Consider the following 15,848-nt stretch of genomic DNA (forward strand, 5'->3'; position numbering starts at 1 on the left):
ATTGAATTTCACTCAACGGTTTAACCACCTCTAACTGACTGTTCTCCACAGCGGCAGATTGCCTCTGGGGGGAATTTTCAAAAAAGGAATTGTCATGGAAGGTGCAACACTACCCATCATTGTGTTTCTAATTGTTTATGCCCTGATAACCTTTGAACTGGTTAACAAGGCAGTATCTGCGCTTCTGGGCGTCATGGTTCTCTTGATCATGCACGTTGTGGATGAGCACCATGCGGCAGCCCTCATTGATTTTGAAACCATCATGTTGTTATTGGGCATGATGTCCATTGTTGCCGTGCTCAGAAAATCAGGGTTCTTTTCCATCCTTTCTGTAAGAATTGCAGAGATGACCAAAGGAAACCCGCTGAAAATTTTAATCCTGTTCTCCGTTGTAACAGCAGTGCTTTCTGCATTTCTGGACAATGTCACCACGGTGCTCATCATCATTCCCATCATCATTGAGCTCACCCGGGGCATGGGACTGGACCCCAAAATATATGTCATCAGCCAGGCGGTGATTTCCAATGTGGGCGGCACGGCAACACTCATTGGTGATCCGCCGAACATCATCATTGGCTCCAAGGTGGGATTGACCTTTAATCAGTTCATCGGCAACCTTATCATCCCTGTGATAATTTCCTTTTTTGCCACCCTGCTTTTCATGTGGTTCACCAACCGGGATAAATTTAAACCCATTGACAATAACCTTGCCAAGCTTTTTTCTGTTCAGCTTTTGCTGGAAAAAATCAAGGTGGAATTTCTCAACACCCGCATTGATCAAAAACTTCTGGTCAAAGGATTGAGCTGTCTTATCATTGCCATTTTACTCTTTGTCACCCAGACAGTGACAAAGATGTCCCCGGGTGTTGTGGCGGTTTTCATGGCCATGGTATTGTTCACCATCTCCGGTGTGGATGTGGAACACATGCTTGAAGAGGTGGAGTGGAGCACATTGCTGTTCTTTGCCGGTCTTTTCATCCTGGTGGGTGTTCTGGAACACAAGGGCGTCATTGAATGGGTGGCCCACAAGGTATTTTTACGCATTGGCGACAATCCATATATCATGGTGTTAACCGTATTGTGGGTGTCCGGCATTGTATCGGGTTTTCTGGATAACATTCCCTTTACCATCACCATGATCCCCATTGTTCACCTCATGCTGGAAGTGAACCCCATTCCCAACAACATTCTGTGGTGGGCACTGGCCCTGGGGGCGTGCTTTGGCGGCAACCTCACCATGATCGGGGCCTCGGCAAACATTGTTTCCGTGGGCATGGCCAAACAGGCAGGTGTGCACATAAGCTTTCTTGAGTTCATGAAGGACAGTGCGGCCATCACCATCATCACATTGATGATTGCCTCTGCATTTCTCACCCTCTATCTATGGATATCCCTATGAATGATAAAAATAGACAAAACATGTACAAACTGCTCAGAGAACTTGGCGATGTACAGGGTATTGCCCGGATGACAGTGCTGTCCTTGAACAGCTTCATTGAATCCATCCGCCAGCTGCAATGTACAAAGCAAGAACTGCAACCCCTTTATTTTGAACTGGCCGAGGCCCTGAAGAGCTCCCAGCCCAAAATCATTCCCCTGATACATCTGCTGGAACAGTTTGAGGAGGAAATGGAAGCGGTTATGACACCGGAAAAGAGTCTGGAAGAGATCCGGGAAACCGCCATTAAAAGCCTTGAAGATAAAATCCGGCAGTTCCAGGACAATGCGGCCAAGGTAACGGAAAACGGCTTGAAATTCATCAATAACCACGATGTGGTCATTGTCCATTCTGCCAGTTCCGTGGTGACCGATATCCTTGTCCAGGCCAAGGAAAAATGGAACAAACGTTTTGAGGTGGTGATTCTGGAGCACAACCGGGACAGAACCCGCCAGATCATCCAGGCCCTGCGGGACAACGACATTGACCACATTGTCACCCCGGCCTATGACCTGAGCCATCACATTGACCGGGCCACCAAAATGTTTGTGGGGGCCTTGACCATCACTTCGGATCGAAAAATTGTGGCACCATCGGGTACGGCGGGCACTGTGAGTCTGTGCCACTTAAACGGCATCCCCGTGCATCTGTTTGCCAATACCCTGCACTACTCCCACCGGACCTCAACAGATCAGTATATCTATGAGGCAGAGGAAGACACCCACAGTGCAAACATGGATTTTTCCATCACCAGCCACTCCCATGACCTTGTGAGCCTGGACCTTATCAATCACATTGTCACTGAAAACGGTGAAACCTCAAAGGATGCCACTGCCGGCTGATACCGGTGAAGGTCACACCAATGATCAAAATACCCGCGCCGCAATTTTGTGGCACGGGTATTTTTTTAAATAAAATCATTGATTATTAAAGTCAAAACAGGTAAACTCCAGGTTTTTCACATGAACCTTAAACAAACGGCAAAGGGCATAAAATGAGCAAAAAGAACAAACCCCTGATTCTGGCCCCTGCCGGAGATGAAAACACCTTTTTGGCGGCCGTTGCCGCCGGTGCTGATGCGGTTTACTGCGGCCTTAAAATTTTTTCCGCCCGCATGGAAGCCGGCAATTTCAGCATGGAAGCCCTTTCCCGCTTAAATGCCCTGGCCAGAACCAAAGGTGTCAAGGTCCATGTGGCCTTTAACTCCCTTGTGAAACATGCAGAAGAAGACAAGGTGCGGCGCCTGCTAACCAAGCTCAATAAATATGTGCACCCCCATGCCCTGATCATCCAGGACCCGGGGGTGGCGGCCATGGCTAAACAGATCGGTTTCAAAGGAGAGTTGCACCTGTCCACCCTGGCCAACTGCACCTTTCCCGGGGGACTTGAAGCGGCAAAAAAAATGGGTATTTCCAAGGTGGTGCTGCCAAGGGAGCTCAGCATTGATGAAATCAAGACCATGGCAAAAAACACCCCTGAAGATCTGGACCTTGAAACATTCATCCATGGGGCCCTGTGCTACGGGGTGTCAGGAAGATGCTATTGGAGCAGCTGGTTCGGGGGACGCAGCAGCCTCAGGGGACGCTGTGTACAACCCTGTCGACGCATGTACCGCCAGGGAAATAACCGCCAGCGCTATTTTTCCTGTTTTGACCTTTCCGCAGATGTGCTGGTCAAGGTGTTAAAAGAGATTCCCCGGGTGACCACCTGGAAAATTGAAGGCAGGAAAAAAAGTCCCCATTATGTGTTTTACACGGTGAAAGCATATAAAATGCTCCGGGACCACGGCCATGATCCCCAAAAGAAAAAAATTGCCCTCTCCTTTCTTGAGTATGCCATGGGAAGACCTGCCACCCATTACAATCTGTTGTCCCAGCGACCCCAAAGCCCGTTGCAAAAAGACACAGAAACCGGGTCCGGTCTGTTCATCGGCCGGGTGAAAAAAGGGGAAAACATCCATTTTATCACAAGAGAGCCCCTGTTACAGGGGGATCTGCTGCGCATTGGATATGAGGATGACCGGGGACATTTTATCCAACGCGTCACCCGTTCCATGCCCAAAAAAGGCAAACTGGTGCTGAAACCGGGCAAAGGGATCAAGCCCGGCAAAGGCACACCGGTGTTCATTGTGGATCGCCGGGAACCCGAAGTCAATGCGCTGATCCGGGATCTATCCACCACCCTGGAAAAATTCAGCTCCCCGGACATATCCCCCATGATCGGGGATGCCGGGGAAAAATCCACCCCCCAACGCAAAAAAAATCAGCCCCCGCCGGACCGGCCCCGGGAAATTTTCCTTTTTCGCTCCCCACCCAAGGGGCGGACCCAGGGAACCCCTGCCCGGTGGCTCACCCTCCAGGCTGTGAAAAATGAAACCGGTAAAAAACTCAAACAGACCTGGTGGTTTCTTCCTCCGGTGCTCTGGCCCGAAGAGGAAACAGAGCTGAAACAGGCCATTGAGATTGCACAGCAACGCCATGCCCGGCATTTTGTATTAAACATCCCGTGGCAGATTGCCCTTTTTGATACCCCGGCCAAACTCAATGTCTGGGCCGGTCCCTTTTGCAATATTGCCAATGGCTCCCACCTGGCATGGCTGGAAAAAATGGGCTTTTCCGGTGCCGTTGTCAGCCCGGAACTGACCCGGGAAGATTTTTTGTGCCTGCCGGCTGTGACATCCCTTTCCCTGGGGGTGGTCATTGAAGGCAACTGGCCCCTTGCCATATCGCGGATTATTTCCCCGGATATTTCCCCGGATTCACCGTTTTTAAGCCCCATGGGGGAGTCATCATGGATTTCCCGCCGGGAAAATAACCATTGGGTTTTTCCCGGCTGGCGATTAAATTTAACCCCGGTGAAAGAGACATTATACCAGGCAGGATACCGCCATTTTTTCACCATGGAAGAGCCTGTAAACAAAGAAATTTCATTAAAGAAACGGCAGGGATTGTGGAACTGGGACCTCACACTTCTGTGATGATTTTTTAAAAAAATGGTTGACCTTTCGGTAATTTTTACATATGCATAGAGCATCATTTTTTCTATGTTGATAAGTAAGTAATTCCGCTTCAGTAATCCGGTGCCATAACCCCATTAAATGGAGCTTTACTTTGAAAAAAACACGACGCAAATCAATTGTTTTTACGAATTTTCTCATCTTGTTCTTCTTCTGGATGATTTTTTCCGGAAAATTCGATGCCTTTCACCTCACCCTGGGGGTTCTTTCCTGTAGCCTTGTGGCGTGGATGGCCGCTGATTTTCTCATCACGGCCCCCAGCTTTGCCACCATTGCAAAACAATGGATTGGGTTTTCCAAGTATATTCCATGGCTTCTATGGCAAATCGTCCTTGCCAATATCCATGTACTCCGCCTGGTCTTAAGCCGTGATATGAACAGTCGAATCAATCCCCAGATCATCAAATTCAGAAGTACCATCAAGTCTCAAATGGGGCTGGTCACCTTTGCCAACTCCATCACACTGACCCCCGGTACCATCACCGTCGCCGCCACCACATACGGCGATATGGCGATACACGCCATTGACAATGAATCCGCAGCCCCGCTTCCCGGCGACATGGAGAAACGGATTGCAAAAATTTTTGGTGAATAATGGACAATTTTATTCTTTTTTCAGCCATGGTACTCACCATATTAATGGTGGTACCGCTTTACCGGGCCGTCATGGGCCCCACCATCCTGGACCGATTCATGGGTGTCAATGCCATTGGCAGCAAAACCACGGTTCTTTTGATCATGATAGGCTTTATCTTTAACCGGGTGGATATGTTCATTGACATCGCCCTTGCCTATGCATTGCTCAATTTTATCGCCGTTATTGCTTCTTCACGATATTTTCACAAAAGAAAAGGTTTAGGCGAGGAGATGAAATGATAATCTGGATATCTGCTTTGTTGATTATTATCGGTTTTGTCTTTTTTTTAGGTGGTTCCCTGGGAATGATCCGCCTGCCCGATTTTTACTCCAGGCTCCATGCCGCAGGCATGCTGGATACCATGGGCGTTTTTCTTTCCATGGCAGGTCTTGCCCTGTACGTGGTCCACGATTTTACCCTGGGAAATTTCCTATCTGCCCTTAAAATCATTCTCATTGTGGTGTTTGTATTCATCACAAGCCCCACAGCCACCCACGCCATTGTGGACGCAGGGGTTCGTGCCGGCCTGAAACCCTGGACCAAAAAAAATTAAACCGCATAGGTGATATCCCATGATCTGGCAAGTTGAATTGATTATTCTTATACTGATTATCATATGCGCCTTTGCAGCCATCAAAGTAAGGGACCTGTTAAGTGCGGCCCTGCTTCTGGGGGCTTACAGTTTTCTCATGTGCCTTGCGTGGGCCGTGATGGGGGCTGTGGATGTGGCCTTTACCGAAGCCACAGTGGGCGCCGGCGTCAGCACGGTTTTTTGTGTTGCTGCGGTATTTCACACAACAAGGAGGACCAAAGATTGAAAATTCTTGGGAAACTGACCATACTGCTTTGCGGGGTGCTTCTCATGGTTTTCGCCATGGAATTCCCCAACTGGGGGGACCCGGAATCCCCGGCATCCACCCATTTATCCCCCTATTTCATCCAGCACACCATGGAAGATACAGCCGTACCCAATATCGTCACTTCGGTCCTGGCAGACTACAGGGGCTACGACACCATGTTTGAAACCACGGTGATTTTAACGGCGGGGCTGGCCTGTTTTCTTTTGTTGCGCATTGAAAGGAAAAAGATACCCCATCGATATTATCGCCATGAGCCCACCGGGGTGACTCTTCGCATGGAAGGGGAAAAATATCCAAAAAATTCCGCTGTATTCCAACGCATGGACGCCAACTGGGTTCCCTATGACTTTGTCATCAGCCGCACCTGCCGCCTGATCATCCCTTTTATCCAGATTTTTGCCCTCTATGTTGTGGCCCATGGCCATCACAGCCCCGGGGGCGGATTCCAGGGGGGGGTCATCATGGGAGCGTCGGTGATTCTGTTTGCCATTTCCCATAACTTAAGAACCTCCATTAAAAATTTCAGCGAAAAAACAGCAGCCCTTTTCAGTGTCACCGGGGTCTTTATCTATGCCGGTACCGGCGCCTTGTGTCTGCTGTTTGGCGAGGTTTTTTTAAACTACAGCGCCCTTGCACCCATTCTGGGCGGTGATCGTGTAATGGCCCGGTCCCATGGTATTCTGGTGGTGGAAATCGGTGTTGCCGTTGCAGTGACTGCGGTGATGATATGGATCTATTACAACCTGTCTTCCGCCGGAAAACAGGATGAGGGACTCTGATTATGGAATCAATATTTTCGCTTGTCCTTGCCAAGGCAAATTATGCAGCCTACATCATCCTCATGATGATAGGGCTTTATGCCATGATTGCCAAAAATAATCTCATCAAGAAAATCGTTGGAATGAGTATCTTCCAGACCGCTGTGATCCTGTTTTATGTGTCCATTGGGTGTAAAAAAGGCGCCACCATTCCCATACTGCGCCACCATGGTCATCCGGAACCTGTGGGCCACGCTGCGGAGAACGCAGGCGCCCACGCCATGGATGCGGCCCACGGTGCAGAAAAAGTTGTGGCCCATGCCGTGGATGCGGCCCACAATGCGGTCCATGTTGCAGACTATATCAATCCCCTTCCCCATGTGCTCATGCTCACGGCCATTGTGGTGGGTGTTGCCACCCTTGGTGTGGCCCTGGCCCTGGCCATACGGGTTTACAACACCTATGGCACCCTGGAGGAAGATGAAATTAACCAACAGCTGAGGAGCGGATAAAACCCATGACCCGTCATCTGCCTGCGTTAATCATTGTGATCCCCCTTTTGTCGGCCCTTGTCACCTCCGGTTCCGGTTGGTTCAACCAGAAAGCCCCGTTTCGCATTGCCGTTTCAGCGCTGTTATTATCATTGCTTTGTGCTGTTCTGATGTTGATACAGGTGGTCACCACCGGTATTGCCATGGAGTACAGAATGGCCGGCTGGGCCGGTCCCATGGGCATTGTGTATGTCATTGATCACTTAAGTGCCATTGTGCTTGTGGTGATCACTTCGGTGTCCTGCCTTAATCTTGTGGCCCAGAGAAAAAACATCCATGCGGAGTTCAAGGACAAACAAGGTGCCTTTAATGCCCTTTATGTATTGTTCACCGCAGGGCTCATCGGCATGACCGCCACCGGGGACGCTTTTAACCTTTATGTACTTCTGGAAATTGTCTCCCTGTCCGGTTATGCCCTCATCGGCCTTGGCAACACCCGGGCACCCCTTGCCACCTTGAACTATCTGTTCCTTGGCACCATTGGAGCCACCTTTTATCTGCTGGGTGTGGGGTACCTTTACATTGCCACCGGTACCTTGAACATGGCGGAACTGACCACCATGATTCCAAAGCTCATGGACTCCGGGGTGATTTTATTTGCCTTTATCATCTGTGTCACCGGGCTTTTTGTTAAAATGGCCCTTTTCCCTGTGCACGGCTGGCTTCCCGATGCCTATTCCCAGGCAACACCGGCGGCGGCAGGGCTCATTGCGCCGTTGACCACCAAGGTCACGGTGTATATTCTGATCCGCATCTGCATGACGGTGTTCACACCGGAGTACACCTTTGACCATCTGGATATCAGCGGGTTTATTGTGCTTGTGGCCGTTGTCACCATTGTGTTTGGTTCCTTATCAGCCCTGGCCCAGAAAAACGTTAAAAAGATGCTCACCTATATTATCATTGCCGAGGTGGGATACATGGTGGGTGGATTTTTTCTTGGAAATCGTCTGGGAATATCCGGAGCCATTCTCCACATCATCAATGATGCGGCCATGACCCTGGCCCTTTTTCTTGCTGCGGGCATATTTATCTGGAAAACCGGTGGAGAATCCCGCAGTGATCTCAAGGGACTGTTTGCCAAAATGCCCTTTACCATGGCAGGATTTGTGCTGGCGGCCCTGTCCGTTGTGGGGGTCCCCCCCACCTGCGGTTTTTTCAGCAAATGGTACCTGATTTCCGGCGGGGTCCAGGCAGGCAACTATCTGTTTGTGGCGGCCCTGATCTTCAGCTCCCTTGTCAATGCGGTTCTGTTTTTCCGGCTGTTTGAAATTGCCTATTTTGAACCCTTTGGCGAAGACGAAGACCATGCACATGGCCATGGAAACAGCCACGGAAGTCACCACCATGTGGGGGCCCTTGCCATTAAGGAGGCCCCCTTGGACATGCTGGTGCCGTTTCTGGCGGCCTGCATGGCCCTTATTGTGCTGGGGCTCTATTCAGGAACAATAATTACCAATATCATTCAATTTGCCATACCGACAGGGGTGATCTAATATGCCAATGGAAACCGTCTTCTCTGTAAAGCCCTTTCTGGCCGTTCTTGTTTCTCTGATTGCCATACCCGGTATTATCTCAAGCCGATCACAGAATATCAGGGAATCATGGACCTTTGCTGCGGCAGGCATCAAGCTTGTCCTGGTATTATCAATGCTTCCTTTGGTACTTAACAAAGGGGTGGTGGAATACACGGTGTTCCAGGTGTTTCCCAATCTTGGAATCACCTTTCGGGTGGATGCCTTTGGCATGCTCTTTGCTCTGGTGGCATCTTCTCTGTGGATCGTCACGTCCATCTACTCCATCGGGTACATGAGAAGTCTTGATGAACACAGCCAGACGCGGTATTTCTGCTTCTTTGCCGTGGCATTGTCCGCCACCATCGGGGTTGCCTTTTCCGCCAACCTTTTAACCATGTATCTTTTTTACGAAATGCTCTCCCTTGCCACCTACCCCCTTGTCACCCATCACCAGGACAAAGAGGCCAGAAGCTCGGGTAGAAAATATCTGTTTTACATCCTTGGCGGCTCCATCGGGTTTGCCCTGCCTGCCATGCTCATCACCTACCACTTCACCGGAACCCTGGATTTCACCGGTCATGGAGTGATGGCGGGCCATGTGACATCGGGCACGGCCCTGGTGCTTAGCCTTATGTTTCTCTTTGGATTTGCCAAGGTGGGTATCATGCCCATGCACTCCTGGCTGCCGGCGGCCATGGTGGCCCCCACTCCGGTGAGTGCCCTTCTCCATGCCGTTGCCGTGGTCAAGGTGGGTGCCTTCAGTGTGGTGCGGGTGTTCACAGGCATTGTGGGCACCGGGGTGCTGGCCGATTATAATATCAGCCTTGTTGTGTGTGTCATTGCCTCTTTCACCGTTATTGTGGCCTCCATGATTGCCCTTTCCCAGGATGAACTTAAAAGGCGGCTGGCCTTTTCCACCATTGGCCAGCTTTCTTACATTGTTCTGGGTGTGGCCCTTTTATCAAAATCGGGCATGACCGGCGGCATGCTCCACATTGCCATGCATGCCTTTGGCAAAATCACTTTGTTTTTCTGTGCCGGGGCCATTTTCTGTGCCACGGGCATCAAGTACATCAGCAAAATGAAGGGCATAGGCAGACGCATGCCCATCACCATGACCGCCTTTTTGATAGGCTCCTTAAGTGTGGTGGGGCTTCCCCCCTGCGGCGGATTCATCAGCAAGTGGTATCTGGTGCTTGGCACCATTGAAGCGGGTCACATCGCCTTTTTGTTTGTGCTCTTGTCCAGCTCTTTTTTAAATGCCGCCTATTTTTTCCCGGTGTTTTACAACGCCTTTTTCTGCAGCCCGGAGGAGATGCTGTTTGAAGATAAAGTAAATGAGGCCCCATTGTGGTGTGTGGTGCCCCTGGTTATCACGGCGGGTATTTCCGTTGTTCTGTTTTTCTATCCCCAGCCCTTTCTCAACCTTGCCAAACTTGCTGTCCAAAATGTACTGGGAGGATAAATAATGGAAGAAAAAAAAAGACACAAAGAAAAAATGGAACTCAAACACGATGCCGTGCCGGGATATAAACCTGTATTTCTGGTGGTTTTCACCTTAAGTGTCCTCTACCTTGGCATGGTGTTCCTAAGCTCATTTTAAAAATCTGTGGGGTCAGCCCTGGGTCTTTGTCGTCTTGTGTTGTTAGTATGGATAACACCGGTGGGGCCGGGGCCCGATATTTAAGGATTCATTGATCATGAAAAATGAAAAAAAGCATATGTTTGACAATCCCAAAAATGTGAAAAGGCTCCTGGCCATTTTTTTCACCTCTGTGGTGATTCTCTTTATCCTGGATTTTTTTGTTCATAAACATGCCCACTTTCCCTGGGAAAACTGGCCGGTTTTTTATGCCATTTTCGGATTTGTGGCCTGTGTTTTGCTGGTGCTGGTGTCACGGTTTATCCTGCGGCCCCTGGTGAAACGAAAGGAGGATTATTATGAATAACGTCTGTATCCCCCCGGCATTCATATTCATCATCGGTGCATTTCTCATTCCCTTTCTCAGTGGAAAGGCGCGCTCCGTCTATGTGGTGATTTTGCCTGTGCTGGGGTTTATCAACCTGCTTTCCATTCCCATGGGCACCTTGATGACTGTGCCGTTTCTGGATTACACCCTTACAATTGTGCGCATAGACCGCTTAAGCCTTGCCTTTGGCTATATTTTTCACATCGTCTCCTTTATCACCATTATTTACATCCTGCATGTGAAAAAGAACCTTGAATATGTGGCAGGGTTTGTCTATGCCGGGGCTGCCCTTGGCACCATATTTGCCGGGGATCTGTTCTCGTTTTTTGTTTTCTGGGAAACCCTCACCGTGGGCTCTGTGATGCTCATCTGGGCCAGGGGCACCAAGGCCTCTGCTGCTGCCGGGTTTAGATATTTACTGGTCCATGTCACCGGCGGGTTGAGTTTGCTGGCCGGTATTGTGATGATGGTGATGAAAACAGGTTCCATTAAATTTGGATTTATTGGACTCACCGATGCAGCGTCCTGGTTTATCTTCATGGGTATCGGGGTCAACTGCGCCTGGCCGTTTCTTCACACCTGGCTCACCGATGCCTATCCCGAAGCCACCATCGGCGGCACAGTGTTTTTAAGTGCCTTTACCACCAAAACCGCTGTTTATGCCCTGGCAAGGGCCTTTCCCGGCACAGAGCTTCTCATCTGGATCGGGGTGGGCATGGCCGCCTTTCCCATCTTTTTTGCTGTGATTGAAAATGATCTTCGCCGGGTACTGGCATACAGTCTGGTAAACCAGGTGGGATTCATGGTGGTGGGCATCGGCATTGGATCGGAGCTTGCCATTAACGGGGCTGTGGCCCATGCTTTTAATGATATTTTATTTAAGGGCCTTCTTTTCATGTCCATGGGGGCTGTGATGTACCGCACCGGAAAAATCAATGCCACGGACCTTGGGGGACTTTATAAATGCATGCCCTGGACCGCTGCCTTTTGTATTGTGGGGGCCGCCTCCATATCGGCTTTTCCCCTTTTCAGCGGGTTTGTCAGTAAATCCATGGTGATGTCTGCGGCCGGTAACCACCACATGATTGCTGTGTGGCTGGTGCTGCTTTTTGCATCTGCCGGTGTGTTTCACCATGCCGGTATCAAGATTCCGTTTTTTGCCTTTTTCGGCCATGATGCCGGGCATAAGGTCAAGGAAGCGCCCACGCACATGCTCATTGCCATGGGTCTTGCAGCGTTTTTATGCATCTTTAACGGCACCTTTTATAAACCGCTTTACAGCATTTTACCCTATGCGGCCACTTATGAGCCCTATACATTGTCCCACATTGTCACCCAGACAGAGCTGTTGTTTTACTCTGCCCTGGCCTTTACTCTGTTGTTACTGTCCGGGATTTATCCGGCGGAAATGCGGGCCATCAACATAGATTTTGACTGGTTTTACAGAAAACCCCTCAAGGGGCTTGAGGCTGTCTGTGCCAGGATTTTCAACGGTATCAACACAGTTTGTGACCTTATTTTTGTGAAAACATTAACCGTTAAAATCAATGAATTTGCCACCAATGCCACAGTGAAGCTGACCGGTGCGGTTTTATATCCCATATTGCGCGCCAATGGCGGTAAGCCCATTGGCAGCGGCAAGGATCAAAACGGGGCATCCCCGGATGTGGCCAATGCATCAGGTCCGGATGTGGAAAAGGCCTTTAACACCGGTACATCTCCCATTGGCATTTTTGCCGCCTGTGCGGGCTTGATGATTGTGGTGTTTTACTTTTTTGTATAACCCACATGTCCTGCCGGACACAACAAATATAGGGTCGTAGACGCGGAGCCAAATGGTATTATACCGCCGCCCCCCCGATGGGCAATGGTCCCGGACCGGAACTGTAGACAGCTCAATTGTCCGGTTCCTATTCCCCATCGGGGGGGCGGCTCTGCTGAGGTAAACTTAAAGGCTACTGCACACTCAAAGCTAATGTTTAGGATTGAGCATGACCCAGCGAATTACAATTATGGAATATTTGAAAGATAGATGGCTGTGAATACCAGCCACAACAAAGTTTGAAACTCCCATGATTACAGAATTTTGAACGGAATTTCATATAAAAAAATATCATAACAATGTGGAGAGCATATGATAACCAAGGCTGAACTCAGAAAAGACCAATTCCTGGAATCTCTCACAGATGAAATGCTTGAAAAATTTGTACCCGTCACCGAAGAATGGAGGGTTGAAGCCGGTGAAATCATCTTTAATGAAGGAGATCCGGCTGATAATTTTTTCATGGTAAAATCAGGAAAAATTCTGCTGGAGCAGAAAATATCCGAGGACATCATTGCAACGGTGGGTACGGTGGACCCGGGGGAATCCTTTGGCTTGTCCGTTCTATTATATGCACCCCGACGGGTGATGACGGCCATCTGCAGTGAAAGTGCCATTGTGTATGCCATACACAAAGACGTCCTGCTGGACCTCATGGACAATGACCACTCCATGGGATACTTCATCATGAAACAGGCTGCCCGGGTTCTGAACACCCGCGTGATCCTCAGAACCGAACAGTTTCTGAGATCCATGCACAGCCACCCCGACATCCACGAACTGGAAACGGATGACACCAAGGTCTGATTTATTTATCCTTCTTAAAAACGGAAAACTTGAAAAACAGCTTTTTGACCCCTTACGGGGTAAACCCAAATGGGGGTCAGGCTTCGCTTATTGCGGTTATTCGTTTTTTGATACATTCTATTTTTTCATGCATTGACCGATTTTTTGTAAGACGGGTACGTACATCCTTCACCAATCTGCTCATTGATGGCATATTCCGGTTAAAATAGTGCGCAAAATCTGACAACAAAAAATCAAAACAATCCATACCGATCAGTGCAATGACGGCTCTTGCTTCTGCCGGATGCCTTGCACGACTGGCACTTGTCAGTTCCATCGGTGAAACTTGATATACCTTTGCCACAACATCCACTATCTGCTCAATGGTAATCTTCGTTGAAATCTTTTCCTTATTTTGTTTCAGTGCTCCTTTAATAAAATCTTCACTGCCGAGTATTCGACCCTGCCCGGTGCCATGGCGAAGCTGCTCCAGAAGCTCTTTTTCTGTGGTTTGTCCCATAAAATGCAAATAGGCAGCCTGTGCAGCAATTTCTGTTTTGCCAAATTGTCCCAGCCCCTTATCAACGGTTAACCAACCGGGTGATTTCACACGCCCGGTGTATGCAGCATGGCTGCTCAACGGGTAATCAATTGGATCGCTCACCAGATTCGATCGCACCGGATTAAGGTGAATATATCGGATCAACTCCGTGAAATAAGCATCTTTGTCCACAAGAATGGCTTTATACCGCCCCTGGAAAAGATGCCCCACCCGGTCATACCGCTTATTGAACCAGTATGTATAACGCTGGGAGATATTTTGCATCAATTTTGAAAGTGGTTTATCTGTAACCTGCAATGCCATGTGAACATGATTTTTCATCCAGCAGTACGCATGCAATATGAGCGAATGTTGCTCCAGCCCCTGGGCCAGAATATCTTCAAAATACCGATATTCTTCGTCACCATGAAAAATAGGCTGCTTTGCGTTTCCCCTGATCATCACATGATAAATTGCGCCTGGGTAGTGTATCCGAGGTTTTCTTGCCATAACTATTTCCATACCATGAATATGTCCACAATACAATAACCACAATAAACGAAGCCTGACCCCATTAGAGGCGCCAGAAGTTTATGCCGGTTTTGTTGACGGCATCCATGTCCAGCATGGACTTTACGTCTATGAGGCAGCCTTTATTATTCAGGCAGGCGGTGAAGTCTGATACGGATAATTCTCTGTACTGTTGGTGGGGCACGGCAATGATCAAGGCACCCAGATCGGTCATTTTTTCCCAGGGCTGTAGCTCCACACCATAGTAGTTAAGGGCTTCCGCCCCATCGGCCATGGCATCATGCACCAGCACCTCAGCACCATAATCTTTTAGTTCATCAATGATATCAATAACCCGGGTATTTCGTAAATCCGGGCAATCCTCCTTAAAGGTCAGGCCCAACACCCCCACCCGGGCGTTCTTGATATTCTGGCTGGAATTAATCATCATTTTCACGGTTTTTTCCACCACAAACCGGCCCATGTTGTCATTGATGCGCCTGCCTGCCAGGATCACTTCGGGATGATACCCCTCGGATTCTGCCTTGAATGTCAGATAATAAGGGTCTACCCCAATGCAATGGCCCCCCACCAGACCCGGTGAAAACTTCAGAAAATTCCACTTGGACCCTGCCGCCTCCAGCACATGTTTGGTATCAATGCCCAATCGGTCAAAAATCAGGGCCAACTCGTTCATCAGGGCAATGTTCAAATCCCGCTGGGTGTTTTCAATCACCTTGGCGGCCTCGGCTTCTTTAATGGTAACCGTGCGATGCACCCCAGCGGTGACAATGGATTCATACAATGCCGCCACCCGTTCCAGGGTGGGTTCATCATCCCCGGATACCACCTTGGTGATCTTTGTTAACGTGTGCTCTTTGTCACCGGGGTTGATGCGCTCGGGGGAATACCCCACATGGAAATCTTCCTTCCATTTGAGTCCCGACTCCTGCTCCAGAATGGGCACACACAAATCCTCGGTCACCCCGGGATACACCGTGGACTCAAAAATCACCAGCGCCCCTTTTTTCATGTGTTTTCCAACGGTTCTGGAGGCCCCTTCCACGGGCCTTAAATCCGGACGTCTGGCGCGATCAATGGGGGTAGGCACGGCCACCACAATGTAATCGGCATCGGACAGCATGGCAGGATCGCAGGTGGCTGTAAACCGAACTGCCCGGGCAAACTCCTCCCGAGACACCTCACCGGTGGGATCTTCCATAATTCGGCAATTTTCAATGATACTCTCTTTGAGGTCAAACCCAACCGTATCAAATTTTTCACCAAAATGAATTGCCAGGGGAAGCCCAACATAACCAAGCCCAACAACAGCTATCTTAGATTGATCATTCATCAATTTTACCTTTTTAAATAAAATGGGGGTCAGGCTTCGCTTATTAGCGTTATTGTAAAACTGCCGATACTTTTCCCCCTAAATAACC

17 protein-coding genes are annotated in these 15,848 nt (G+C 49.3%); 15 read left to right on the forward strand and 2 right to left on the reverse strand.

Annotation, left to right across the window (positions count from 1 at the left end; all coding sequences use genetic code 11):
• Positions 1–94 precede the first annotated feature (94 nt).
• The 15 genes from B9A32_RS02045 to B9A32_RS02110 all read left to right on the forward strand — a co-directional run bounded on the left by B9A32_RS02045 (position 95) and on the right by B9A32_RS02110 (position 13,376).
• Positions 95–1,399 carry an ArsB/NhaD family transporter gene (locus tag B9A32_RS02045; protein ID WP_084066721.1) on the forward strand — a complete coding sequence of 435 codons (1,305 nt, stop codon included), beginning with the start codon at positions 95–97 and terminating at the stop codon, positions 1,397–1,399.
• Positions 1,396–2,280: an IF-2B domain-containing protein gene (locus tag B9A32_RS02050; protein WP_170923666.1), complete on the forward strand. Its 885-nt coding sequence runs from the start codon at positions 1,396–1,398 to the stop codon at positions 2,278–2,280. The genes B9A32_RS02045 and B9A32_RS02050 overlap by 4 nt, the downstream gene beginning before the upstream one ends.
• A 152-nt stretch (positions 2,281–2,432) precedes the next feature.
• A complete protein-coding gene (locus B9A32_RS02055) occupies positions 2,433–4,415 on the forward strand; it encodes a peptidase U32 family protein (protein WP_084066723.1) in 1,983 nt (660 codons plus the stop codon).
• 133 nt (positions 4,416–4,548) lie between these two features.
• A complete protein-coding gene (locus tag B9A32_RS02060) occupies positions 4,549–5,049 on the forward strand; it encodes a Na+/H+ antiporter subunit E (RefSeq protein WP_084066724.1) in 501 nt (166 codons plus the stop codon).
• A complete protein-coding gene (locus B9A32_RS02065; protein ID WP_084066725.1) occupies positions 5,049–5,330 on the forward strand; it encodes an MrpF/PhaF family protein in 282 nt (93 codons plus the stop codon). The genes B9A32_RS02060 and B9A32_RS02065 overlap by 1 nt, the downstream gene beginning before the upstream one ends.
• Positions 5,327–5,644, forward strand: coding sequence for a monovalent cation/H(+) antiporter subunit G (mnhG, locus tag B9A32_RS02070; RefSeq protein ID WP_084066726.1), 318 nt, complete (start codon positions 5,327–5,329; stop codon positions 5,642–5,644). Before B9A32_RS02065 ends, mnhG begins: the two co-directional genes overlap by 4 nt.
• A 19-nt stretch (positions 5,645–5,663) precedes the next feature.
• Entirely contained in the window at positions 5,664–5,909 is a 246-nt protein-coding gene (locus B9A32_RS02075; RefSeq protein WP_084066727.1) for a Na(+)/H(+) antiporter subunit B, read from the forward strand.
• The gene (locus B9A32_RS02080; protein WP_084066728.1) at positions 5,906–6,730 is read left to right on the forward strand and encodes a Na(+)/H(+) antiporter subunit B; all 825 of its coding nucleotides are present in this window, start codon (positions 5,906–5,908) and stop codon (positions 6,728–6,730) included. The genes B9A32_RS02075 and B9A32_RS02080 overlap by 4 nt, the downstream gene beginning before the upstream one ends.
• A 2-nt stretch (positions 6,731–6,732) precedes the next feature.
• Positions 6,733–7,221: a cation:proton antiporter subunit C gene (locus B9A32_RS02085; protein ID WP_084066729.1), complete on the forward strand. Its 489-nt coding sequence runs from the start codon at positions 6,733–6,735 to the stop codon at positions 7,219–7,221.
• Positions 7,222–7,226: 5 nt separating this feature from the next.
• Complete coding sequence (locus B9A32_RS02090) at positions 7,227–8,756, forward strand: proton-conducting transporter transmembrane domain-containing protein (RefSeq protein WP_139795677.1); 1,530 nt, start codon at positions 7,227–7,229, stop codon at positions 8,754–8,756.
• Position 8,757: 1 nt separating this feature from the next.
• Positions 8,758–10,242: a monovalent cation/H+ antiporter subunit D family protein gene (locus B9A32_RS02095; protein ID WP_332308487.1), complete on the forward strand. Its 1,485-nt coding sequence runs from the start codon at positions 8,758–8,760 to the stop codon at positions 10,240–10,242.
• A 3-nt stretch (positions 10,243–10,245) separates the two neighbouring features.
• A complete protein-coding gene (locus B9A32_RS22265; protein ID WP_269748992.1) occupies positions 10,246–10,380 on the forward strand; it encodes a hypothetical protein in 135 nt (44 codons plus the stop codon).
• Positions 10,381–10,477: 97 nt separating this feature from the next.
• Positions 10,478–10,726, forward strand: coding sequence for a hypothetical protein (locus B9A32_RS02100; protein WP_084066731.1), 249 nt, complete (start codon positions 10,478–10,480; stop codon positions 10,724–10,726).
• The gene (locus B9A32_RS02105; RefSeq protein WP_084066732.1) at positions 10,719–12,530 is read left to right on the forward strand and encodes a Na(+)/H(+) antiporter subunit D; all 1,812 of its coding nucleotides are present in this window, start codon (positions 10,719–10,721) and stop codon (positions 12,528–12,530) included. The genes B9A32_RS02100 and B9A32_RS02105 overlap by 8 nt, the downstream gene beginning before the upstream one ends.
• A 351-nt stretch (positions 12,531–12,881) precedes the next feature.
• Complete coding sequence (locus B9A32_RS02110) at positions 12,882–13,376, forward strand: Crp/Fnr family transcriptional regulator (RefSeq protein ID WP_084066733.1); 495 nt, start codon at positions 12,882–12,884, stop codon at positions 13,374–13,376.
• Between the two features lie 76 nt (positions 13,377–13,452).
• On the opposite strand, the gene B9A32_RS02115 is transcribed toward B9A32_RS02110, so the two are convergent.
• Positions 13,453–14,406, reverse strand: coding sequence for a transposase (locus B9A32_RS02115; protein ID WP_232367002.1), 954 nt, complete (start codon positions 14,404–14,406; stop codon positions 13,453–13,455).
• Between the two features lie 64 nt (positions 14,407–14,470).
• Positions 14,471–15,760 carry a nucleotide sugar dehydrogenase gene (locus B9A32_RS02120; protein ID WP_084066734.1) on the reverse strand — a complete coding sequence of 430 codons (1,290 nt, stop codon included), beginning with the start codon at positions 15,758–15,760 and terminating at the stop codon, positions 14,471–14,473.
• Positions 15,761–15,848: the final 88 nt, after the last annotated feature.

The sequence above is a fragment of the Desulfocicer vacuolatum DSM 3385 genome (assembly GCF_900176365.1).
Lineage (GTDB): Bacteria > Desulfobacterota > Desulfobacteria > Desulfobacterales > Desulfobacteraceae > Desulfocicer > Desulfocicer vacuolatum.